Source organism: Microbacterium sp. JZ70 (assembly GCF_053903225.1).
The window spans coordinates 1,587,546-1,609,538 of sequence record NZ_CP096405.1; the positions used below are offsets into that span (position 1 = coordinate 1,587,546).

Sequence of the window (21,993 nt, forward strand, 5' to 3'; positions counted from 1 at the left end):
ATGGCCCACGTCTGGCGCGGAGTGATGCGCGAGTACGCCGACCGTCTGGGCGTCACCGACGCCTCGACCGTCGTGACCCTCGGCGAGGGCGGCACGCCGCTCATCCCGGCACCCGCCCTGTCGCAGCGCACGGGCGCGGATGTCTGGATCAAGTTCGAGGGCATGAACCCGACCGGCTCGTTCAAGGACCGCGGCATGACCGTCGCGCTCTCGCGCGCGGTCGAGCACGGCGCGAAGGCCGTCATCTGCGCGTCGACCGGCAACACGTCGGCCTCGGCCGCGGCGTACGCCGCGCACGCGGGGATCACCGCGGCGGTCCTCGTGCCCGAGGGCAAGATCGCCATGGGCAAGCTCAGCCAGGCCGTCATCCACGGCGGTCAGCTCATCCAGATCCGCGGCAACTTCGACGACTGCCTCGAGATCGCGCGCGAGCTCAGCGAGAGCTACCCCGTGCACCTCGTGAACTCGGTCAACCCCGACCGCATCGAGGGCCAGAAGACCGCGGCGTACGAGATCGTCTCGCAGCTCGGCGACGCCCCCGACTTCCACTTCATCCCGATCGGCAACGCCGGCAACTACACCGCCTACTCGCGCGGGTACGTCGAGGACGCAGAGGCCGGCACGTCGACGCGCGTGCCGCGCATGTTCGGCTTCCAGGCCGAGGGCTCGGCGCCCATCGTCCGCGGCGAGGTCGTGAAGAACCCGGAGACGATCGCCACGGCCATCCGCATCGGCAACCCCGCCTCGTGGGAGCTCGCCCTCGCGGCGCGCGAGAAGACCGACGGGTACTTCGGCGCGATCTCCGACTCGGCCATCCTCGCCGCGCAGCGGCTCCTCGCGAGCACGGCCGGCGTGTTCGTCGAGCCGGCGTCCGCGATCGGCGTCGCCGGTCTCCTCGAGCGCGCCGAGGCGGGCGCGATCCCCGCGGGCTCGCGCGTCGCGATCACCGTCACGGGCCACGGGCTCAAGGACCCGCAGTGGGCGCTCAAGCAGGAGGACGGCTCCGAGGTGACCCCGACGGTCGTCGACGCCTCGACGTCCGACGTCGCCGACGTGCTCGGGCTCGCTCCCGTCGGAGCGCCCGCGTGACGCCAGCCCGGCGCTCGGTGCACGTCCGCGTGCCGGCCACGAGCGCCAACCTGGGCCCCGGGTTCGACACCCTCGGCCTCGCGCTGTCGGCGTACGACGAGCTCACCGTGACGGCCCTGCCGGAGGGCGAGCTCGAGATCGAGGTGACCGGGTCGGGCGCGGAGGAGATCCCCCGCGACGAGTCGCACCTCATCGTGCGCGCCATCCGCCACGTCTTCGCCGATGCGGGGCGCCCCGCGCCAGGCCTGCGGCTCGTCGCGCACAACGGCGTCCCGCACGGGCGCGGCCTCGGCTCCTCGGGCGCCGCCGTCTCGGCCGGCGTGCTCGCCGCGAAGGGGCTCCTCGAGGGCGACGTCGAGCTCTCCGAGAACGACCTCCTCCGCCTCGCGACCGAGCTCGAAGGACATCCCGACAACGTCGCACCCGCGCTCTTCGGCGGGCTCACGATCGCGTGGGTCGACGAGCGGGGCCCGCAGCACAAGAAGCTCCTCGTGCATCGCGGCGTTGCGCCCGTCGTCTTCGTCCCGGAGACGACCATGTCGACCTCCCTCGCACGCAGCCTGCAGCCCCTGCAGGTGCCGCGCGAGGACGCCGTGTTCAACGTCTCGCGCTCGGCGCTCCTCATCGCGGCGCTCACGCAGAGCCCCGAGCTGCTGCTCGCCGCGACCGAGGACAAGCTCCACCAGAACTACCGCGCCGAGGCGATGCCCGAGACGCACCGGCTCGTCCAGGCGCTGCGCGCGGCGGGCTTCGCGGCCGTCGTCTCGGGCGCGGGCCCGAGCGTCCTCGTCCTCGCCGACGGCCCCGGCCGCCGCGTCGAGGCAGCCGAGCTCGTCGCCCGGGTCGCGGACACCCCGTGGGACGCCCTCATGCTCGCCGTCGATTTCAAAGGTGGTACAGTGAGGGACATCCCGGTGGGTGCTGAATAGCACGTTCGAAGCCACCGTCGCAATTCTGCGAAGCCCCCGCACGATCCCCGCCGTCTCCGAGACCGGCCGAGATCCACGCGCGTCGTGGCGCGCGTCACGCGAATCCCGCCAGTGCGGTTCGGGTCATGCCACGCAATACCGACAGGAGTACTCGTGGAGCCGATCTCCGAGATCCAGAACGACGCCGTCGGCGGAGAAGAGACCCTCTTCGACGCGCAGCCCGAGGCGCAGGCGACCGAGACGTCGCCCGCCGAGAGCGCGCAGGCCGACGCCCAGCCCGCCGCAGATGCGGCACCCGCCGAGGAGGCGCCCGCCAAGCCCGTGCGCAAGCGCGCGCCGCGCCGCGTGAAGTCGGCCGGCACGGCCGACGCGGCCGTCGAGGCGCCCGCCGAGGAGACCCCCGCGGCCGAGGAGGCACCCGCCGCCGACGCGGCGCCCGCGGCTGAGGAGGCGCCCGCGAAGCCGGTGCGCAAGCGCGCGCCGCGCCGCACGAAGAAGGCCGACCCCGTCGTCGAGACGCCGGCAGAGGAGGCCCCGCAGGCCGACGCGGCGGCATCCGCCGACGCCGCGGAGGTCGTCGAGGTCGCCGAGCAGGCGGTCGAGACCGCTCCCTCGCCCGAGGCCATGGACGAGGCGCCGACCGCGGAGGAGACCCCCGCCGAGGAGGCGGCGTCCGCTGAGGGGACGCCTGCCGCCGACGAGACGGCCGCTGATGAGACGGCCGCTGACGAGGACGCCGTCGAGGCGCCCGCGGAGGACGCCGAGAAGCCCGCCGAGCAGGCCGACGCCGCCCCGGCGGAGCAGGCCGAGGGCGAGCAGGCCGAGGGCGGCCGCGGCCGTGGCCGCAACCGCCGTCCGGTCCGCAAGGCCGAGCCGGCCGCCGAGGAGGCACCCGCCGACGCGCAGGGCGACGCCGACGAGGCGTCCGACGCCGCACGCGCCGAGGGCAGCCGCGAGGGCGAGCGCTCGGAGGAGGGCACCGGCCGCCGAGGCCGCAACCGCAACCGCCGAGGCCGCAACAAGGGCAACGGCGAGGCACAGGGCGACGACGCCCGCGCGACGCAGGACGACGCCAACGACGAGGGCGACCGCGGGGACCGCGGCGGTCAGCGCCAGGGGCGCGGCCAGGCACAGGCCCAGGCGCAGAACGAGGGCCGTGGTCGCGCGCGCAACAAGCGCCGCGGCGGCGCCGACGACGAGTTCGACACCGAGATCGGCGAGGACGACGTCCTCATCCCGATCGCGGGCGTTCTGGATGTGCTCGACAACTACGCGTTCGTCCGCACCACGGGCTACCTCCCGGGGCACCAGGACGTCTACGTCTCGCTCGGCCAGGTGAAGAAGTACCACCTCCGCAAGGGCGACGCGATCGTCGGCGCGATCAAGCAGCCGCGCGAGGGCGAGTCGACGGGCCGGCAGAAGTACAACGCGCTCGTCAAGGTCGACTCGATCAACGGCCTGTCCGTCGAGGACGCCGCGAACCGCATCGAGTTCGGCGACCTCACGCCGCTCTACCCGCAGGAGCGCCTCCGCCTCGAGACCGCGCCCGAGAAGCTCACGCAGCGCATCATCGACCTCGTCGCGCCGATCGGGAAGGGCCAGCGCGGCCTCATCGTCGCGCCGCCCAAGGCCGGCAAGACGATCGTCCTGCAGCAGATCGCGAACGCGATCTCGCAGAACAACCCCGAGGCCCACCTCATGGTCGTGCTCGTCGACGAGCGGCCCGAGGAGGTCACCGACATGCAGCGGTCGGTCAAGGGCGAGGTCATCGCCTCGACGTTCGACCGTCCCGCGGAGGACCACACGACGGTCGCCGAGCTCGCGATCGAGCGGGCGAAGCGCCTCGTCGAGCTGGGCCGCGACGTCGTCGTGCTGCTCGACTCGATCACGCGCCTCGGACGCGCGTACAACATCTCGGCCCCGACCTCGGGCCGCGTGCTCACGGGCGGCGTCGACGCGTCGGCGCTCTACCCGCCCAAGCGCTTCTTCGGCGCCGCGCGCAACATCGAGAACGGCGGCTCGCTGACCATCCTCGCCACGGCGCTCGTCGAGACCGGATCGAAGATGGACGAGGTGATCTTCGAGGAGTTCAAGGGCACCGGCAACATGGAGCTGCGCCTCTCGCGTCAGCTCGCCGACAAGCGGATCTTCCCGGCGGTCGACGTCAACGCGTCGTCCACTCGCCGTGAGGAGATGCTCCTGTCGCCCGACGAGGTGAAGATCACGTGGAAGCTGCGTCGCGCCCTCGCGGGCCTCGACCAGCAGCACGCGCTCGGCGTCATCCTCGACAAGCTCAAGGAGACGCAGTCGAACGTCGAGTTCCTCGTGCAGATGCAGAAGTCGATCCCGGCGACGGGCGGCCGCGGCTCGGGCCACGAGAACGACATCCGCTGACGCGGGCGGGGGAGCACGCGTGTTCGAGTCCGTCCAGGCGCTGATCGACGAGCACCGGCGGGTGCAGGAGGAGCTCTCCGACCCCGCCGTGCACGCCGACGCGGCGCGCGCCAAGCGGGTCAACCGGCGCTACGCCGAGCTCAGCCGCATCGTGCGCGCGCACGAGGAGTGGATCGCCGCGGGGGAGGACCTCGAGGCCGCTCGCGAGCTCGCGAAGGAGGACGACGCCTTCGCCGAGGAGGTGCCGGCACTCGAGGAGCACCTCGCGCAGGCGCAGGAGCGGCTGCGGCGTCTCCTCATCCCGCGCGACCCGGATGACGCGCGCGACGTGATCATGGAGATCAAGGCCGGCGAGGGCGGCGCCGAGAGCGCCCTCTTCGCGGCCGATCTCCTGCGCATGTACATGCAGTACGCGGCGTCGAAGGGGTGGAAGACCGAGCTCCTCGAGCGCGACGAGTCCGACCTCGGCGGCTACAAGAACGTGCAGGTCGCCATCAAGGGATCCTCGAACGACCCCGCGCAGGGCGTGTGGGCGCATCTCAAGTACGAGGGCGGCGTGCACCGCGTGCAGCGCGTTCCCGCGACCGAGTCGCAGGGGCGCATCCACACCTCGACCACCGGCGTGCTCGTCTTCCCCGAGGTGGACGAGCCCGAGGAGATCCACATCGACCCGAACGACCTGAAGATCGATGTCTTCCGGTCGTCCGGACCCGGCGGCCAGTCGGTCAACACGACCGACTCGGCGGTGCGCATCACGCACGTGCCGACCGGCATCGTCGTGTCGATGCAGAACGAGAAGTCGCAGCTGCAGAACCGCGAGGCGGGCATGCGCGTCCTCCGCGCGCGTCTGCTCGCGAAGCAGCAGGAGGAGCTCGCGGCCGTCGCGGCCGATGCGCGCAAGTCGCAGATCCGCGGCATGGACCGCTCGGAGCGCATCCGCACGTACAACTTCCCCGAGAACCGCATCGCGGACCACCGCACGGGATACAAGGCGTACAACCTCGACCAGGTGATGGACGGCGCGCTCGAGCCCGTCGTGCAATCCTGCATCGAGGCCGACGAGGCCGAGCGCCTCGCGTCGCTCGGGGAGTGATCTCGGCCGGCTGACGCCATCCGTCGCCCCGTTGGGCCATCCGTCACCCGTTCGGGTCGCGGTTTCCGGCCGTATTCGTCGGTTGGGGGCCGCGAAGTGCGACCTGGGCGGGTGTCGCCCTGTTAGGGTCGCGGTTTCCGTCCGTATTGGTCGGGTTGAGGCCGCGAAGTGCGACCTGGGCGGGTGTCGCCCTGTCGGGGTCGCGGTTTCCGGCCGTATTGGTCGGGTTGAGGCCGCCAAGTGCGACCTGGGCGATCACCGTCGTGGACGAAGGCGGTGCGGCGATCGTGCGGGAGGATGGTCGGATGGACATCCACGAGCTGAGCGCCGTCGAGCTCGCGGCGGCACTCCAGCGCGGAGAGGTCGCGCCGCGCGAGGTCGCGACGCACTTCCTCGACCGGATCGCCCGACTCGACGACGGCCTCGGCGCCTTCACCGAGGTGACGGCCGCGCGGGCCCTCGCGGCCGCGGATCGGCTCGGACGGCCCGACCCGACGCGCCCCCTGTGGGGCCTGCCTCTCGCCGACAAGGACCTCACGGCGCGCGCCGGAGTGCCGACCCGCTACGGATCGCGAGCGTTCGCCGCGTACGTGCCCGTGGCATCCGACCCGCTCGCGCTCGCGCTCGACGAGCTCGGCGCCGTGAGCCTCGGGAAGACCAGCACCCCCGAGTTCGGCATGACCGGCTACACCGAGTCGCGCGTCGCCCCGCCCACGCGGAACCCGTGGGACCCGGCGACGGGCGCCGGCGGATCGAGCGGCGGGGCGGCCGTCGCGGTCTCGGCCGGCCTGCTGCCCGCAGCTCCCGCCTCGGACGGCGGCGGATCCATCCGCATCCCCGCCGCGACCGTGGGGGTCGTCGGGATCAAGCCGTCGCGCGGCCGCCTGCCGATCGGCTCGGGGCTCGATGCGCCGGGCGGGCTGTCGGTCGCCGGCCCGATCGCCCGCACCGTCGAGGACGCGGCGTTCCTGCTCGACGCGCTCGCGGCATCCGCTCCCTACACCTACGCGACGCGCGCACCCGGACGCGGCCCGTTCGCCGCGGCCGCCCGGTGCGACCCTGGCCGACTCCGCGTGGGCGTCACGACCGTCACGCCGTGGGACGGATGGACCGACACGGCGCTCGATCCCGCCGCGCGCGCGGCGTTCGACCGCGGGATCGCGCTCCTCGGAGCCGCGGGGCACGATGTCTCGGATGCGAACTGGCAGCCGCTCGGGTACCCCGAGCTCTTCACGACGATCTGGCGCGCCTCCGCTGCGCGGATCCCCGTGGCCGACGATCGCCTGGACCTCGACCTCGAGCCCCTCACGGCGTGGCTCGTGCGCGAGGGGAGGGCGCTCGCGGCTGAGCGCGTGCTGGCCGCATATGCCGCCGCGACCGTGTTCGAGCGGGAGACGATCGCGGCGTTCGCGCCGTTCGACGTCGTCCTGACGCCCGCGCTCGCGCAGTCGCCGCGCCTCGTGGGGTGGTACGACCAGGACGATCCCGAGCGGAACTTCGCGCAGCAGTGCTCCTACGCGCCGCATACCAGCTTCGTGAACGTGAGCGGGCTGCCCGCGCTCACGGTGCCGCTGCTGCCCGACGCGTCAGGGCGCCCCGTGAGTGTGCAGCTCATCGGACGCCCAGGAGGCGAGGGCACGATCATCGCCGTTGCAGCGCAGCTCGAGGCCGCGCGCGGGCCCCTGCCGCGCCCGCCAGTCGCGGCCTGACGGCCATCCGCTGGTTCCGCGAAACGCGGCGAGCCAGCGGCGCCTCGCGGAGACCGGCGTCGAGCAGCGGTCAGATGCTGTACTCGGGCGCCATGAGGATGAGGCGCGCGTCCTCGCCGGACCGGCGGGCCCGCGCCTTCGCGGGGATGCCGACGAGCACCGTGTCGGCCGGAGCGCTGCGGGTGACCACGGCGTTCGCGCCGATCATCGAGCGGTCGCCGATCACGACGGGGCCGAGGACCTTGGCTCCCGCGCCGACGGCGACGCCGTCGCCCAGCGTGGGGTGGCGCTTTCCGCCGTCGTGGGTGCGGCCGCCGAGCGTGACGCCGTGGTAGAGCATGACGTCGTCGCCGATCTCGGCGGTCTCGCCGATCACGACGCCCATGCCGTGGTCGATGAAGAACCGGCGGCCGATCACGGCGCCGGGATGGATCTCGATGCCGGTCAGCCAGCGCGTGAGCTGCGAGCCCGCGCGCGCGACGAACCGGAGGCCCCGGATCCACATGGCATGCCACAGTCGATGCGCCCAGATGGCGTGGAGGCCGGGGTAGAGGAGGGCGATCTCGAGCGCGGAACGCGCCGCGGGATCCCGACGCCGTGCGGCATCGAGATCCTCGCGGACGCGACTCCAGAACGACATCGGGCGGTCAGTCCTCGCGCAGGTCCTCGAACAGGGCCGTCGAGAGGTAGCGCTCGCCCGTGTCGGGGATGATCACGACGATCTTCTTGCCGGCGTTCTCGGGGCGCTTGGCGACCTCGATCGCGGCCCAGGCGGCCGCGCCCGACGAGATGCCGACGAGCAGGCCCTCGTTCGCGGCGAGCGCGCGCGAGGTGGCGATCGCGTCGTCGAACTCGACCGTGACGACCTCGTCGAACACCTCGGTGTCGAGGATCGGGGGCACGAAGTTCGGGCCGATGCCCTGGATCTTCGCCGGGCCGGGGGTGCCCTGCGACAGCAGCGGCGAGGCGCTCGGCTCGACCGCGACGACCTTCAGGTCGGGGTTGCGCTCCTTGAGCACCTGCCCGACGCCCGTGATCGTGCCGCCCGTGCCGATGCCGGCGACGAAGATGTCGACCTGGCCGTCGGTGTCGCGCCAGATCTCCTCGGCCGTGGTCTTGCGGTGGATGGCGGGGTTCGCCTCGTTCGCGAACTGCTTCGCGAGGATGGCGCCGGGCGTCTCGGACGCGATGCGCTCGGCCTCCGCGACGGCGGCCTTCATGCCGCCGGCGGGGTCGGTGAGCACGAGCTCGGCACCGAACGCCTTGAGGAGCACGCGGCGCTCCTTCGACATCGAGGCCGGCATCGTCAGGATGACCTTGTAGCCGCGGGCGGCGCCGACGAGCGAGAGGGCGATGCCCGTGTTGCCGCTCGTCGCCTCGACGATCGTGCCGCCGGGCTTGAGCTCGCCCGACTCCTCCGCCGCGTTGATGATGGCGATGCCGAGGCGGTCCTTGACGCTCGAACCGGGGTTGAAGTACTCGAGCTTGGCGTACACCTCGGCGCCCGCGCCCTCGACGACGCGGTTGAGGCGGACGAGCGGGGTGTTGCCGAACGCGGTGGTGACGTCTGCGTGGATACCGGTCATGACGGCCTTTCTGCGGAGGAGATCCTGCGATCGGCTTCACATTAGGGCACAACGCCCGGGGCGCCGCGCGACGGCGTAACCGAGTTACGCCGTCCGTAGACTGAACGGGCCATGACGCACCCTGCCCCTCGGCCCGCCGCCGCCTCCGTCCGCTCCGCTCTGTCGGAGGCCGCCCGGATCCTCGCAGACGCGGGGGTGCCCGACCCCGACGTCGACGCCGAGCTCCTGCTCGCGCACGTGCGCGGCGAGAGCCGCGGGGGAGTGCAGGCCGCGGTCATCCGCGGCGATGCGCTCGCCCCCGAGCACGCGGCGGCGTTCGACGCCCTCGTCGAGCGCCGCGCCGCGCGCGTGCCGCTGCAGCACATCACGGGCGTCGCGCACTTCCGGCACCTCGACCTCGCGGTCGGCCCCGGGGTGTTCGTCCCCCGTCCCGAGACCGAGATGGTGGCCCAGCTGGCGATCGACGCGCTCCGCGCCGACCCGTCGCCCGAGCCCGTCGCCGTCGACCTCGGCACGGGCAGCGGCGCCATCGCGCTCGCGCTCGCGACCGAGGTGCCGCACGCGCGCGTGCACGCCGTGGAGAAGTCGCCCGACGCGCACGCGTGGACCCTGCGCAACGCCGAGCGGATCGGCGCCGAGAACCTCCGCATCGTCCTCGGCGACCTCGCCGACGCGCTCCCCGAGCTCGACGGCACGGTCGCGGTCGTCGCCTCCAATCCGCCGTACGTCCCCGACGACGCCATCCCGCGCGACCCGGAGGTGCGCCTGCACGACCCTGCCGCGGCGCTCTACGGCGGGCCGGACGGCCTCGACGTCGTGCGGGTCCTGAGCCGGACGGCCGCGCGCCTCCTGCGTCCCGGCGGCGTCCTCGTCATCGAGCACGGCGAGTGGCAGGGCGCGCCCATCCGCGATCTCCTCACGGCCGACGGATGGCGCGGAGCCGCGACCCATCCGGATCTCACGATGCGCGACCGCGCGACCACGGCCATCCGCGCCTGACCGCCTGCCGCACCGGTTCGGGCGCCGCCGCGGCGTCGCGACCGGCGTTCCCAGCGGCGTCGCCGTAGACTTGACCCGCTATGTCCCCCCTCTTCGATCTGCGCGACGAGACGCAGCTCCTCCCCGGCATGCGCCAGGCCCGTCAGGCGATCGCCCGAGGCGAGCTCGTCGTCCTCCCGACCGACACCGTGTACGGCGTCGCGGCCGACGCGTTCAGCCCCGAGGCCGTGCAGCGTCTGCTCGACGCGAAGGGGAGGGGGCGCCAGCAGCCGCCGCCCGTGCTCGTGGCGGGCGAGGACGCGATGCGCGCTCTCGTCGAGGAGGTTCCCGAGGCCGTCCAGCGCCTCGTCTCGCACTTCTGGCCCGGCGGCCTCACGATCGTGCTCCCCGCCCAGCCGTCCCTCAGCTGGGACCTCGGCGAGACGCACGGCACCGTGGCGGTGCGCATGCCCGACCACCGGCTCACCCTGGAGCTGCTGACCGAGACCGGTCCGCTCGCCGTCTCGAGCGCGAACCTCACGGGACGCCCCGCCGCCGTGACGATCGACTCCGCGATCGGCATGCTCGGCGAGAGCGTCGCGGTCTACCTCGACGCGGGCGCCTCCGCGACGGGCATCGCGTCGACGATCATCGACGCGACGTCGCTCGTGGGCGGAGTCGCCGACCCGGTCGTCCGCGTGCTGCGCGACGGCGCCGTCACGCGCGCGGAGCTGCGCGACGTGCTCGGCGACCTCCTCGAGCCCGACCCCGAGACCGAGGCCGAGCCCGAGGCAGCGAGCGGCCCGTGAGACAGTACGTCTTCATCATCGTCCTGACGGCCGCGGTCACCTACGGCCTCTCGTGGACGGTGTGGAAGCTCGCGATGCGGTACAAGCTGTACCCCGGCATCCGCGAGCGCGACGTGCACAAGACGCCGACTCCCCGGCTGGGCGGCGTGGCGATGTTCCTCGGCATCGCGACCGCGTTCGCGGTCTCGGCGGCGAACCCGTACTTCGGGATCTTCTGGGACGAGCCGCAGCGCGTGTGGTCGATCCTCGCCGCCGTGACGCTCATCATGCTCGTCGGCGTCGCCGACGACCTGTGGGACCTCGACTGGATGATCAAGCTCGCGGCGCAGTTCCTCGCGGCGGGCATCATCGCCGTGGGCGGCCAGCTGCAGATCTTCTTCCTCCCGTTCGGCGGCATCACGGTGTGGGGGAGCTGGTTCAGCATCGGCGTCACGATCCTCTCGATCGTCATCGCCATGAACGCCGTGAACTTCATCGACGGCCTCGACGGGCTCGTCGCCGGCGTCTGCCTCATCTCGAACGCCGTGTTCTTCGTGTACTCGTACCTGCTCATCCGCGACATCGGCGCGACGAGCTACTTCAACTTCGCGACCTTCATCGCGGCGGTCCTCATCGGCGCCTGCATCGGCTTCCTGCCGCTGAACTGGAGCCCCGCGAAGCTCTTCATGGGCGACTCCGGCGCGCTCGTGCTGGGCCTGCTCATGGCCACGAGCGCGGTCGCGATCACGGGTCAGCTGCCTCCGTCGATCGTCGGGCGCGAGGACTTCGACTCGCAGCTGCTCGGAGCGTTCATCCCGATCATCCTGCCGATCATCGTCGTCGCGCTCCCGCTGGCCGACTTCGGCCTCGCCGTCATCCGCCGCATGGGCGCGGGCAAGTCGCCGTTCTCGCCCGATCGCAAGCACCTGCACCACCGGATGCTCGACATGGGCCACAGCGACCGCGACTCGACCCTCATCTTCTACGCGTGGACCTCGATCTGCTCGCTCGCGGTGCTGCTCATGTACATCGCGACGCAGAACGGATGGCCCGGCGACTGGTGGATCGGCATCGCGTTCGGCGGCGTCGGCATCATCGCGTGCCTCGTCGTCACGCTCACCCCCTCGCGCCGCGCGCCGCGCGGCGACGGCGCGGACACCCCCGCCGGCGCACCGACCCCACAGGAGGCCTGATGTCGCCCTCTCCCGTCTCGAGCACGCCCGTCCTGCGCGCGGCCATCCGGTGGAGCGTCATCGCGACGCTCGTCATCGCGATCGTCGGAGGAGCGATCGGCTTCCTCGTCGCGGGGGCGGACGGGCTGTGGTCGGCGCTCGCGGGCGCCCTCGTGGCCGCGGTGTTCCTCATCCTGACGAGCGTGAGCGTGCTCGTGGCGAACCGCTGGTTCGGCGACCCCCTCTACGTGCAGATCTTCTTCGGCATCGTCCTGGGCGGATGGTTCCTCAAGCTCATCGTCTTCATCGGCGCGCTCTTCCTCCTGCGCGGGCAGCCGTGGCTCGAGCCGGTCGTGTTCTTCGTCGCGATCGTCGCGAGCGTCGTCGCGTCGCTCGTCGTCGACGTCATCGTCGTGCGGACCATGCGCATCCCGCACGTGTCCGACGTCGCGCTGCCGGGGGAGGACGCCCCCGACGCCGACGCGCGCTGACGGGCGCCCGCCCGGATTTCTACAGAGCGTCAAAACCTGGGTTCGACCTTTGATAGGCTGGACTCACCTGCGGCCGGTGTGCGGCGCGATGAACGCGACGAGGCCCCGCAGACCCGCTCTCTCATGACAATTCACCGTGCTGGGCACTGCTCCGCGCGAGAAGCTGGAGCCACAGGTTGACTCAGGCAGCGAACCTCATCGCCAAGATCGCTGACGGCGAGGAATTCCACCCGCCGTCGATCGCGGACTTCTTCCCCGAGGGGCTGCTCTTCGTCGGCACGCCGTTCGAGATCACGCGCATCAACCTCGCGCAGTTCCTCGCCACCGCGGTCCTCGTCCTCATCCTCGTGCTCGGCACGCGCCGGATGACCGTGGTCCCCGGCCGCTTCCAGAGCATCGTCGAGATGGGCATGCTGTTCGTGCGCGACACCTTCGCGCACAACATCCTCGGGCGCAAGGACGGCGACCGCTTCCTGCCGCTGCTCATGACGATGTTCTTCATGATCCTGTTCATGAACCTGACGGGCATCATCCCCGGCATCAACATCGCCGGCACGAGCGTCATCGCGGTCCCGCTGCTGCTCGCGGTGGTCGCGTACGTGGCCTTCATCTACGCGGGCATCAAGAAGAGCCCGGCCGGGTTCTTCCGGAACGCGCTCTTCCCGCCCGGGGTCCCGCCGTTCCTCTACATCATCGTCACGCCGCTCGAGTTCCTCTCGACGTTCATCATCCGCCCCGTCACGCTGACGCTGCGACTTCTGATGAACATGATCGTCGGGCACCTCATGCTCGTGCTGTTCTTCTCGGCGACGCAGTTCTTCCTCATCTCGATGGGCGGATGGTGGTCGCTGCTGAGCGTGGGAACGCTCGCGTTCGGCTTCGCCTTCACCCTGTTCGAGGTCCTGGTCGCCGTGCTCCAGGCCTACGTCTTCACGATCCTCACCGCGGTCTACATCCAGCTCGCGGTTGCGGAAGAGCACTGACGGACGACCACACGGTCATCCGCCTTACCGAAAGGAAAAACCCGTGGACGCTACCACGATTCTGGCCGAGGTCAACGGTTCGATCGCGACGGTCGGCTACGGCCTCGCCGCCATCGGCCCCGCGATCGGCGTGGGCATCGTCGTCGGCAAGACGATCGAGTCGACCGCCCGCCAGCCCGAGCTCGCCGGCCGCCTCCAGACGCTGATGTGGATCGGTATCGCCTTCACCGAGGCCCTCGCCTTCATCGGCATCGCCACCGGCTTCATCTTCGGCTACAACTGATCCCTCGCCAGACATTTAAGGAGGCAGGATGCTGAACGCTCTTGTCACTGTCGCCGCCGAGGAAGCCGAGCACAACCCGCTCCTCCCGGCGATGTACGACATCGTCTGGTCCGCGGTGTGCTTCATCATCATCCTCGCGGTGGTGATCTTCGTCGCCATCCCGCGCCTGACGAAGATGCTCGACGAGCGCTCTGCCGCCATCGAGGGCAACATCGCGAAGGCGGACGAGGCCCAGAAGCAGGCCGAGGCCGCCCTCGAGGAGTACACCAAGCAGCTCGCCGAGGCCCGCAAGGAAGCCGGCGACATCCGCGAGGCCGCCCGCGAGGACGGCAAGAAGATCGTCGCCGAGGCCAAGGACACCGCGGTGGCCGAGGCCGAGCGCATCCAGGCGACCGCGCACGCGCAGATCGAAGCCGAGCGCCAGGCGGCGCTCGTGTCGCTCCGCGGCGAGGTGGGCACGCTCGCCCTCGACCTCGCTTCGGGCGTCATCGGCGAGACCCTCACGGAGGACCAGAAGGCCCAGGCCGTGGTCGACCGCTTCCTCGCCGACCTCGAGGCATCCGAGAAGGCGGCGAAGTAATGGGCAGCGCGACCACTCAGGCGCTCGCGGTCGGCGCGGAAGCGCTCGACGCGGCGCAGGTCGACCTCGACACGGCGCGCGAGCTGTTCGCCGCGTCGCGTGCCGTCGCCGGCTCGTCCGCGCTGAGCGGCGCGCTCGCAGATCGCGCGGCGACCCCCGAGGCGCGCGGCGCGCTCGTCGCCAGGGCCTTCGGGTCGCTGTCGCCGGCCGCCCAGGGTCTGCTCCAGCAGACCGTCGCGCAGCGCTGGTCGTCGGGCGACGACCTCGTCCTCGGTCTCGAGGAGCTCGCCATCCGCGCGGCCGCCAAGGCCGAGCAGAGCGACGTCGAGGCCGAGCTCTTCCAGGTCGCCCGCATCGTCTCGGCGAACCCGGAGCTCGAGCTCGCGCTCGGCAGCCGGCTCGGCGACGACGCCAAGAAGGGGGAGCTCATCGCCTCCCTCCTCCAGGGACGCGCCAGCGAGGGCACGACGCTCATCGTCTCGTCGCTCGTGCAGCAGCCGCGGAACCGTCGCGTGCGCGCGATCCTCTCGCGCGCCATGAAGATCGCCGCCGCCCAGCGCGGCCGGACGGTCGCGACCGTCTACACCGCCGTGCCGCTCTCGGCCGCGCAGAGCGAGCGCCTTGCCGCCGCGCTGTCGAAGCAGTACGGAGGCGCGGTCGCGCTGAACCCGGTGATCGACCCGACGGTCGTCGGCGGCATCCGCATCCAGGTCGCCGACGACGTCATCGACGGCAGCATCTCGTCCCGCCTCGCCGATCTCCGGCAGAGGCTCGCAGGCTGAAAGCTCTCCCGCCCCGGCGGACGGCTCAGGGGTCGCCATCGGCCCCACAACACTAAGGAAGACAATGGCAGACATCACCATCAGCCCCGACGTCATCCGTGACGCGCTGAAGGACTTCGTCGCCGCCTACGAGCCCACCGGTTCCGCGGCGAACGAGGTCGGCACGGTCACCGACGCGGCAGACGGCATCGCCCACGTCGAGGGCCTCCCGGGCGTCATGGCGAACGAGCTCGTCCGCTTCGCGGACGGCACGCTGGGCCTGGCCCAGAACCTCGACGAGCACGAGATCGGCGTCGTCGTCCTCGGCGAGTTCACCGGCATTGAAGAGGGCCAGACGGTCACCCGCACGGGCGAGGTCCTCTCGGTCCCCGTCGGCGAGGGCTACCTCGGCCGCGTCGTCGACCCGCTCGGCAACCCGATCGACGGCCTCGGCGAGATCACCGGCGTCGAGGGACGCCGCGCGCTCGAGCTCCAGGCCGCCGGCGTCATGCAGCGCAAGAGCGTCCACGAGCCGATGCAGACGGGCATCAAGGCCATCGACGCCATGATCCCCGTCGGCCGCGGCCAGCGTCAGCTCATCATCGGCGACCGCCAGACGGGCAAGACCGCGATCGCGATCGACACGATCATCAACCAGAAGGCGAACTGGGAGTCGGGCGACCCGACCAAGCAGGTCCGCTGCATCTACGTCGCGATCGGCCAGAAGGGCTCGACCATCGCCTCGGTGAAGGGCGCCCTCGAGGACGCCGGCGCCATGGAGTACACGACGATCGTCGCGGCTCCCGCCTCGGACCCGGCGGGCTTCAAGTACCTCGCCCCCTACACCGGCTCGGCCATCGGCCAGCACTGGATGTACCAGGGCAAGCACGTCCTCATCGTGTTCGACGACCTGTCGAAGCAGGCCGAGGCCTACCGCGCCGTGTCGCTCCTGCTGCGTCGTCCGCCGGGGCGCGAGGCGTACCCCGGTGACGTCTTCTACCTGCACTCGCGTCTGCTCGAGCGCTGCGCGAAGCTCTCCGACGAGCTCGGCGCCGGCTCGATGACGGGTCTGCCGATCATCGAGACGAAGGCGAACGACGTCTCGGCGTACATCCCGACCAACGTGATCTCGATCACCGACGGCCAGATCTTCCTCCAGTCCGACCTCTTCAACGCCAACCAGCGTCCTGCGGTCGACGTGGGTATCTCGGTCTCGCGAGTCGGCGGCGACGCGCAGCTGAAGCACATCAAGAAGGTCTCCGGCACGCTCAAGCTCGAGCTCGCGCAGTACCGCTCGCTCGAGGCCTTCGCGATGTTCGCGAGCGACCTCGACGCGGCGTCGCGCCGTCAGCTCGCGCGTGGTGCGCGTCTGACCGAGCTGCTCAAGCAGCCGCAGTACACCCCGTACCCCGTCGAGGAGCAGGTCGTCTCGATCTGGGCCGGAACGAACGGCAAGCTCGACACGATCGAGGTGGAGGACGTCCTCCGCTTCGAGCGCGAGCTGCTCGACTACCTCCGCCGCAACACGTCGATCCTCGACACGCTGCGCGACTCGGGCAAGCTCGAGGACGACACGGTGGCCGAGCTCGAGAAGCAGGTCGACAAGTTCGTGCTCGAGTTCAAGCAGGGCGACGGCAAGCACCTCACGGACGCAGGACGCGAGGAGTTCGCGCCGGCCGCCGCCGAGGACGTGAACCAGGAGCGGATCGTCAAGGGCCGCAAGGCGTAACGCCTTCCGGAGAAGACGCATCATGGGCGCACAACTCAGGGAGTACAAGCAGAAGATCTCTTCTGCTCAGACGACCAAGAAGATCACGAAGGCGATGGAGCTCATCGCGGCTTCGCGCATCCAGAAGGCGATGGCGCGCGTGCGCGCGTCATCGCCCTTCGCCCGCGCGGTGACGCGAGCGGTCTCGGCCGTGGCCACGCACACGTCGATCGACCACCCGCTCACGCGCGAGCCGGAGACGGTGCGGCGTTCGGCGGTCGTCATCATCAGCGCGGACCGCGGCCTCGCGGGCGCGTTCAACTCGCAGGTGATCCGCGAGGGTCTGGAGCTGGCGGAGCTGCTGAAGTCCGAGGGCAAGGAGATCGACTTCTACCTCTTCGGACGCAAGGCGGTGGGCTACTTCCAGTTCCGTCGTGTCGCGGCGAAGGCGGAGTGGGTCGGCGACGCCGACACGCCCCACTTCGACACGGCCGAGGAGATCGCCCAGGCACTCATCGAGGCGTACGAGCTCGACGCGAGCGAGGGCGGCGTGGACGAGATCCACGTCGTGTACAACCGCTTCGTCAGCATGATGACGCAGACGCCGGAGTCGGTGCGCCTGCTCCCGCTCGAGGTCGTCGACGCGGATGACACGGCCCCGGCCGACGTCTACCCGCTCTACGAGTTCGAGCCGGAGCCCACGCAGGTGCTCGACCGCCTGCTGCCGGTGTACATCCAGAGCCGCATCTTCAACGCGCTCCTGCAGTCGGCGGCCGCCAAGCAGGCCGCGACGCAGAAGGCGATGAAGTCGGCGAGCGACAACGCCGACAAGCTGATCACCGACTACACGCGCCTGCGCAACAACGCGCGACAGGCAGAGATCACTCAGCAGATCGCCGAGATCGTCGGCGGCGCCGACGCGCTGGCGTCCTGAGCTGCAGACCCACCAGGAAAGAGACGAAAGTATGACTGCCAACGCCACGGCTGAGACCACTGCGGTGGTCGGGCGCGTCGCACGCGTCACGGGCCCCGTCGTCGACATCGAGTTCCCGCACGACGCCATCCCCGACGTCTACAACGCGCTGAAGACGACGATCACGATCGGCGAGGAGTCGACCGAGATCACGCTCGAGGTCGCGCAGCACCTCGGCGACGACATGATCCGCGCCATCTCGCTGAAGCCGACGGACGGCATGGTCCGCGGCCAGGAGGTGCGCGACACCGGCGAGGCCATCTCGGTGCCCGTCGGCGACATCACCAAGGGCAAGGTCTTCAACGTGACCGGCGACGTCCTCAACCTCGGCGAGGGCGAGACGTTCGAGGTCACGGAGCGCTGGCCGATCCACCGCAAGGCGCCGAACTTCGACCAGCTCGAGTCGAAGACGCAGATGTTCGAGACCGGCATCAAGTCGATCGACCTCCTCACCCCCTACGTGCAGGGTGGGAAGATCGGCCTCTTCGGCGGTGCGGGCGTCGGCAAGACCGTCCTCATCCAGGAGATGATCCAGCGCGTCGCGCAGGACCACGGCGGTGTGTCGGTGTTCGCGGGCGTCGGCGAGCGCACGCGTGAGGGCAACGACCTCATCCACGAGATGGAGGACGCGGGCGTCTTCGACAAGACCGCGCTCGTCTTCGGCCAGATGGACGAGCCGCCGGGGACGCGTCTGCGCGTCGCCCTGTCGGCTCTGACGATGGCGGAGTACTTCCGCGACGTGCAGAAGCAGGACGTGCTCCTCTTCATCGACAACATCTTCCGCTTCACGCAGGCGGGCTCCGAGGTGTCGACCCTTCTGGGCCGCATGCCCTCGGCCGTGGGCTACCAGCCCAACCTCGCCGACGAGATGGGTGTGCTCCAGGAGCGCATCACCTCGACGCGCGGTCACTCGATCACCTCGATGCAGGCGATCTACGTGCCGGCCGACGACTACACCGACCCGGCTCCCGCCACGACGTTCGCGCACCTCGACGCGACGACCGAGCTCTCGCGTGAGATCGCGTCGAAGGGTCTGTACCCCGCGATCGACCCGCTGACCTCGACGAGCCGCATCATGGACCCGCGCTACCTCGGCGCGGACCACTACCGCGTCGCGACGTCGGTCAAGCAGATCCTCCAGAAGAACAAGGAGCTGCAGGAGATCATCGCGATCCTCGGTGTCGACGAGCTCTCGGAAGAGGACAAGATCGTCGTGTCGCGCGCGCGCCGCATCCAGCAGTTCCTCTCGCAGAACACCTACATGGCGAAGAAGTTCACCGGTGTCGAGGGCTCGACCGTTCCGCTCAAGGAGACGATCGAGTCGTTCGACGCGATCGTCAAGGGCGAGTTCGACCACGTCGCTGAGCAGGCGTTCTTCAACGTCGGCGGCATCAGCGACGTCGAGGCGCAGTGGGCGAAGATCCAGAAGGAGAACGCCTGATCATGGCGCTCAACGTCACCCTCGTCTCCGCTGAGGCGGAGGTCTGGACGGGCGAGGCGAGCCTCGTGGTCGCCAAGACCACCGAGGGTGAGATCGGCTTCATGCAGGGGCACGAGCCCGTGCTGTCGATCCTCTCTCAGGGGCAGGTCCGCATCACGCAGGCGGATGGCACGAAGATCGTCGCGGACGCCCGCGACGGGTTCGTGTCGATGGAGGGCGACGTGCTCACCATCGTCGCCGGCCACGCCCAGCTCGTCGACTGACGCAGCTCACCTTCCCGCCAGGGCGGAGGATCCTCGGATCCTCCGCCCTGGCGCTTTCGTCTGCGCACCATCCGTGCGGAAGGGACCATCCGTGCTCCTCCTCCTTCCCCCGTCCGAGACCAAGCGGCCCGGTGGCGACCGGCCCCCGATCGACCTCGGCGGCCTGCGTCTGCCCTCGCTGCGGCGCCACCGCGAGGACGTCGCCGAGGCCCTCGTCGCGCTCTCGGCCGACGCCGACCGCGCGGCGCGCGTGCTGAAGCTCAGCGAGCGCCAGCGCGGCGAGATCGCGCACAACGCCGCGCTGCTGACGGCGCCGACGATGCCCGCCATGGACCGCTACACGGGCGTGCTGTTCGACGCGCTCGACGCGGCGTCGCTGTCGGGTGCCGCACGCGGCTGGCTCGCACGGCACGCGCTCATCCAGACGGCGCCGTTCGGCCCGATCGGCGCGGGCGACCTCGTGCCGGCGTATCGGCTGGCCGCGGGCACCTCGCTGCCGGGCGTTCCCGCGCTCCGCCGCCACTGGGCGGGTCCGACGGGGGAGGCGCTGCGGGAGGCGGCCGACGGGCTCGTCGTCGACCTGCGCTCGAAGGCGTATGTCGACCTCGGCCCGGTGCCCGACGACGTCGCATCGGTCTACGTGTCCGTCGTCGCCGAGGGCGCGGACGGAGCGGTGCGCGCCCTCAACCACTTCAACAAGAAGGCGAAGGGCCTGTTCGTGCGCGCCCTCGCGGAGTCGCGTCCGACGTGGCGGACGGCGGATGGGCTCCTCGCGTGGGCGGCGGATGCCGGTCTGGACCTGCGGCCGGGGGAGAGCTCGCGCGAGGTGCTGCTCTTCGCGCGGGAGTAGCGGGGGATACCGCGCTTCTGGCATCGTGTGAGCTGCGGCTGACGGCAGCTGCAGACAGAGGGGAACTTCCATGTATGACGACGTGTACGGTCCCGACAGCAGCGCGATTCTCGCGCTCGCGGGACTCTTCGCCTTCTTCGGACTCCTGATCGGCGTTGTCTTCTACGTCCTGGGCTCGTGGTTCCTGATGAAGATCTTCGACAAGGCGGGCGTGCAGGGGCGCTGGCGCGCCTGGGTGCCGGTCTACAACATGATGGTGTTCTTCAAGCTCGGCGACCTCAGCCCCTGGCTCGTCCTGTACGGCCTCGGCGGCGCGCTGCTGCTGAGCTGGATCGGCATCGGGTATGTCTTCAGCCTCGCCATCGCGGTCCTGTCCGCGATGGCGGCCTACCGCGTCGGGCTCAAGCTCCAGAAGGAGGGCGCGTGGGTCGTCCTCTACGTGTTCCTGTCGCTCGTGTGGCTCGGCATCAACGCCTTCGACAAGTCGCGCTGGAACCCCAACGTCGCGCCCGCCTCGTGGGCCGGCAACGGATTCCTCGGCGACCGCACCGTGTGGGACGGCGTGCCGACCCAGCCCGCTGCCGCGCCCGGCTACGGCCAGGCCGCGCCGGCCTACGGCCAGCCCGCGGCCGGTCAGCCCGGCGCGTACCCGCCGCCGCCCGCCCCGGGTGCATACCCGCCGCCGGCCGACGCGACCGGCGCCTTCCCGCCCGCGGGCGACGCGCCCGGAGCGTACCCGCCGCCTCCCGGCGGAACCACGCCGCCCGCCCCGCCGGCGGGAGACGACCGTCCGCCGGCCCCGCCCGCGCCTCCCGCGCAGCCGTGACGCGCTGACGACCTCGCGGAGGGCCCGCACCGGCACCGGTGCGGGCCCTCCGCCGTGCGGCCGACGCAGCCGGGTCGCACGGCTCGACTAAGATGTGATGACCCGCGCTCGCTCGCACGAGCGCTCCACGACACCCGGAGGCCGATCCGTGCCAGACGCACCCGTGACGACGCAGTCGACGATCGTGCGACGATCCGGAGGCGACGTCACCGTCTCGTGGGCGGCCGTGACGGACCGCGGTCGCAAGCGCGAGATCAACCAGGACGCGGTGCTCGCGCAGTTCCCGCTCTTCGTCGTGGCCGACGGCATGGGCGGCCACATCGGCGGCGAGATCGCGAGCGCCAGCACGATCGCGCAGCTGCAGCGCGTGGTCGAGCACGGCGACATCACGCCCGAGGCGATCGAGGAGGCTCTCCAGCGCGCCGTCGGCGACATCGGCGATCACCCCGAGACGACCGACGAGGGCACCGGCACGACGGTCACCGGCATCTACCTCCACGCGGACGGCGAGGAGGACGCCTGGATCGTCCTGAACATCGGCGACTCGCGCGTCTATCTCGACCGCGACGACGCGATCGCCCAGATCACGGTCGACCACTCGCTCGTGCAGGAGCTCGTCGCCTCGGGTCGGCTCAGCCCCGAGGAGGCCGAGAACCACCCGTACGGCAACGTCATCACGCGCGCCGTGGGGCCGAGCGAGAGCGTGATCCCCGACTACGTGCGGCTCGACGTGCGCGCGGGCGACCGCTTCGTGATCTGCTCGGACGGGCTCACCAAGGAGCTCACCGACTACGGCATCCTCCATTTCCTCCGGCAGAACCCCGACCCCGCCGCCGCGATCGAGGCCATGCTCGCCGCGGCGCTCGAGAACGGCGGGCGCGACAACATCTCGATCATCGTCGTCGACGTCACCGAGCCCGGCGCTCCGGCCCCTGCGTCCGCCGATGACGCCGCGACCGCGCAGCTGCCGACCGTCGACGCCGCCGAGACGGCAGCGGCCTCGGGCACGGATGAGGACCCGGACCCGTCCGAGACGGCGGGCCCGGCCGCGTAGCGCGTCCTGACGTCGGCGCGGGCCGGCACGCGCCGCGGGCAC

Annotated in this window: 22 protein-coding genes; 20 read left to right on the forward strand and 2 right to left on the reverse strand. The window is 71.1% G+C overall.

Annotation, left to right across the window (positions count from 1 at the left end):
• The 5 genes from thrC (at position 1) to M1D46_RS07220 (ending at position 7,214) form a co-directional block, all read left to right on the forward strand.
• On the forward strand, positions 1-1,089 hold the full coding sequence (thrC, locus tag M1D46_RS07200) for a threonine synthase (protein ID WP_271172241.1): 1,089 nt from the start codon (positions 1-3) through the stop codon (positions 1,087-1,089).
• Positions 1,086-2,018, forward strand: coding sequence for a homoserine kinase (gene thrB, locus M1D46_RS07205; protein ID WP_271172240.1), 933 nt, complete (start codon positions 1,086-1,088; stop codon positions 2,016-2,018). Before thrC ends, thrB begins: the two co-directional genes overlap by 4 nt.
• A 153-nt stretch (positions 2,019-2,171) precedes the next feature.
• Positions 2,172-4,412: a transcription termination factor Rho gene (rho, locus tag M1D46_RS07210; protein WP_456287029.1), complete on the forward strand. Its 2,241-nt coding sequence runs from the start codon at positions 2,172-2,174 to the stop codon at positions 4,410-4,412.
• A gap of 19 nt (positions 4,413-4,431) precedes the next feature.
• Positions 4,432-5,505, forward strand: coding sequence for a peptide chain release factor 1 (gene prfA / locus M1D46_RS07215; protein ID WP_324012044.1), 1,074 nt, complete (start codon positions 4,432-4,434; stop codon positions 5,503-5,505).
• 305 nt (positions 5,506-5,810) lie between these two features.
• Entirely contained in the window at positions 5,811-7,214 is a 1,404-nt protein-coding gene (locus M1D46_RS07220) for an amidase (RefSeq protein WP_456287030.1), read from the forward strand.
• A gap of 70 nt (positions 7,215-7,284) precedes the next feature.
• On the opposite strand, the gene epsC is transcribed toward M1D46_RS07220, so the two are convergent.
• Together epsC and cysK are read right to left on the reverse strand one after the other, a co-directional pair.
• Positions 7,285-7,854: a serine O-acetyltransferase EpsC gene (gene epsC / locus M1D46_RS07225; protein WP_456287031.1), complete on the reverse strand. Its 570-nt coding sequence runs from the start codon at positions 7,852-7,854 to the stop codon at positions 7,285-7,287.
• Positions 7,855-7,861: 7 nt separating this feature from the next.
• Positions 7,862-8,800, reverse strand: a complete 939-nt coding sequence (gene cysK, locus M1D46_RS07230) for a cysteine synthase A (protein ID WP_271172236.1) — start codon at positions 8,798-8,800, stop codon at positions 7,862-7,864.
• A gap of 111 nt (positions 8,801-8,911) precedes the next feature.
• Here cysK and prmC point away from each other — a divergent pair, with 111 nt between their 5' ends.
• The 15 genes from prmC to M1D46_RS07305 all read left to right on the forward strand — a co-directional run bounded on the left by prmC (position 8,912) and on the right by M1D46_RS07305 (position 21,951).
• The gene (gene prmC, locus M1D46_RS07235; RefSeq protein WP_456287032.1) at positions 8,912-9,799 is read left to right on the forward strand and encodes a peptide chain release factor N(5)-glutamine methyltransferase; all 888 of its coding nucleotides are present in this window, start codon (positions 8,912-8,914) and stop codon (positions 9,797-9,799) included.
• 80 nt (positions 9,800-9,879) lie between these two features.
• A complete protein-coding gene (locus M1D46_RS07240) occupies positions 9,880-10,587 on the forward strand; it encodes an L-threonylcarbamoyladenylate synthase (RefSeq protein ID WP_456287033.1) in 708 nt (235 codons plus the stop codon).
• Complete coding sequence (locus M1D46_RS07245) at positions 10,584-11,759, forward strand: MraY family glycosyltransferase (protein ID WP_271172233.1); 1,176 nt, start codon at positions 10,584-10,586, stop codon at positions 11,757-11,759. Before M1D46_RS07240 ends, M1D46_RS07245 begins: the two co-directional genes overlap by 4 nt.
• The gene (locus M1D46_RS07250) at positions 11,759-12,229 is read left to right on the forward strand and encodes a hypothetical protein (RefSeq protein ID WP_282978113.1); all 471 of its coding nucleotides are present in this window, start codon (positions 11,759-11,761) and stop codon (positions 12,227-12,229) included. Before M1D46_RS07245 ends, M1D46_RS07250 begins: the two co-directional genes overlap by 1 nt.
• A gap of 176 nt (positions 12,230-12,405) precedes the next feature.
• Positions 12,406-13,212, forward strand: coding sequence for a F0F1 ATP synthase subunit A (atpB, locus tag M1D46_RS07255; protein ID WP_271172231.1), 807 nt, complete (start codon positions 12,406-12,408; stop codon positions 13,210-13,212).
• 43 nt (positions 13,213-13,255) lie between these two features.
• A complete protein-coding gene (gene atpE, locus M1D46_RS07260; protein ID WP_156241867.1) occupies positions 13,256-13,495 on the forward strand; it encodes a F0F1 ATP synthase subunit C in 240 nt (79 codons plus the stop codon).
• A gap of 28 nt (positions 13,496-13,523) precedes the next feature.
• Entirely contained in the window at positions 13,524-14,075 is a 552-nt protein-coding gene (locus tag M1D46_RS07265) for a F0F1 ATP synthase subunit B (protein WP_271172230.1), read from the forward strand.
• Positions 14,075-14,857 (forward strand): F0F1 ATP synthase subunit delta, encoded by a 783-nt coding sequence (locus M1D46_RS07270; protein ID WP_324012035.1) that lies wholly within the window; start codon positions 14,075-14,077, stop codon positions 14,855-14,857. The genes M1D46_RS07265 and M1D46_RS07270 overlap by 1 nt, the downstream gene beginning before the upstream one ends.
• Positions 14,858-14,921: 64 nt before the next feature.
• Entirely contained in the window at positions 14,922-16,565 is a 1,644-nt protein-coding gene (atpA, locus tag M1D46_RS07275; protein WP_271172228.1) for a F0F1 ATP synthase subunit alpha, read from the forward strand.
• Positions 16,566-16,587: 22 nt separating this feature from the next.
• Positions 16,588-17,478 carry a F0F1 ATP synthase subunit gamma gene (locus M1D46_RS07280; RefSeq protein WP_271172227.1) on the forward strand — a complete coding sequence of 297 codons (891 nt, stop codon included), beginning with the start codon at positions 16,588-16,590 and terminating at the stop codon, positions 17,476-17,478.
• Positions 17,479-17,509: 31 nt separating this feature from the next.
• Positions 17,510-18,958: a F0F1 ATP synthase subunit beta gene (atpD, locus tag M1D46_RS07285; protein WP_271172226.1), complete on the forward strand. Its 1,449-nt coding sequence runs from the start codon at positions 17,510-17,512 to the stop codon at positions 18,956-18,958.
• Positions 18,959-18,960: 2 nt separating this feature from the next.
• A complete protein-coding gene (locus M1D46_RS07290; protein ID WP_271172225.1) occupies positions 18,961-19,221 on the forward strand; it encodes a F0F1 ATP synthase subunit epsilon in 261 nt (86 codons plus the stop codon).
• Between the two features lie 91 nt (positions 19,222-19,312).
• Complete coding sequence (locus M1D46_RS07295) at positions 19,313-20,071, forward strand: YaaA family protein (protein WP_456287034.1); 759 nt, start codon at positions 19,313-19,315, stop codon at positions 20,069-20,071.
• 70 nt (positions 20,072-20,141) lie between these two features.
• Positions 20,142-20,897 (forward strand): large exoprotein, encoded by a 756-nt coding sequence (locus M1D46_RS07300; RefSeq protein ID WP_324012029.1) that lies wholly within the window; start codon positions 20,142-20,144, stop codon positions 20,895-20,897.
• A 148-nt stretch (positions 20,898-21,045) separates the two neighbouring features.
• Positions 21,046-21,951 (forward strand): PP2C family protein-serine/threonine phosphatase, encoded by a 906-nt coding sequence (locus M1D46_RS07305; protein WP_456287035.1) that lies wholly within the window; start codon positions 21,046-21,048, stop codon positions 21,949-21,951.
• Positions 21,952-21,993: the final 42 nt, after the last annotated feature.

What these genes read in the sequence shown, in the direction of transcription:
- thrC (WP_271172241.1), top strand. Translation starts at nt 1, where the DNA reads ATGGCCCACGTCTGGCGCGGAGTGATGCGCGAGTACGCCGACCGTCTG.
- M1D46_RS07220 (WP_456287030.1), top strand. Translation starts at nt 5,811, where the DNA reads ATGGACATCCACGAGCTGAGCGCCGTCGAGCTCGCGGCGGCACTCCAG.
- epsC (WP_456287031.1), bottom strand. Translation starts at nt 7,854, where the DNA reads ATGTCGTTCTGGAGTCGCGTCCGCGAGGATCTCGATGCCGCACGGCGT.
- cysK (WP_271172236.1), bottom strand. Translation starts at nt 8,800, where the DNA reads ATGACCGGTATCCACGCAGACGTCACCACCGCGTTCGGCAACACCCCG.
- prmC (WP_456287032.1), top strand. Translation starts at nt 8,912, where the DNA reads ATGACGCACCCTGCCCCTCGGCCCGCCGCCGCCTCCGTCCGCTCCGCT.
- M1D46_RS07240 (WP_456287033.1), top strand. Translation starts at nt 9,880, where the DNA reads ATGTCCCCCCTCTTCGATCTGCGCGACGAGACGCAGCTCCTCCCCGGC.
- M1D46_RS07250 (WP_282978113.1), top strand. Translation starts at nt 11,759, where the DNA reads ATGTCGCCCTCTCCCGTCTCGAGCACGCCCGTCCTGCGCGCGGCCATC.
- M1D46_RS07265 (WP_271172230.1), top strand. Translation starts at nt 13,524, where the DNA reads ATGCTGAACGCTCTTGTCACTGTCGCCGCCGAGGAAGCCGAGCACAAC.
- M1D46_RS07270 (WP_324012035.1), top strand. Translation starts at nt 14,075, where the DNA reads ATGGGCAGCGCGACCACTCAGGCGCTCGCGGTCGGCGCGGAAGCGCTC.
- atpA (WP_271172228.1), top strand. Translation starts at nt 14,922, where the DNA reads ATGGCAGACATCACCATCAGCCCCGACGTCATCCGTGACGCGCTGAAG.
- M1D46_RS07280 (WP_271172227.1), top strand. Translation starts at nt 16,588, where the DNA reads ATGGGCGCACAACTCAGGGAGTACAAGCAGAAGATCTCTTCTGCTCAG.
- atpD (WP_271172226.1), top strand. Translation starts at nt 17,510, where the DNA reads ATGACTGCCAACGCCACGGCTGAGACCACTGCGGTGGTCGGGCGCGTC.
- M1D46_RS07290 (WP_271172225.1), top strand. Translation starts at nt 18,961, where the DNA reads ATGGCGCTCAACGTCACCCTCGTCTCCGCTGAGGCGGAGGTCTGGACG.
- M1D46_RS07300 (WP_324012029.1), top strand. Translation starts at nt 20,142, where the DNA reads ATGTATGACGACGTGTACGGTCCCGACAGCAGCGCGATTCTCGCGCTC.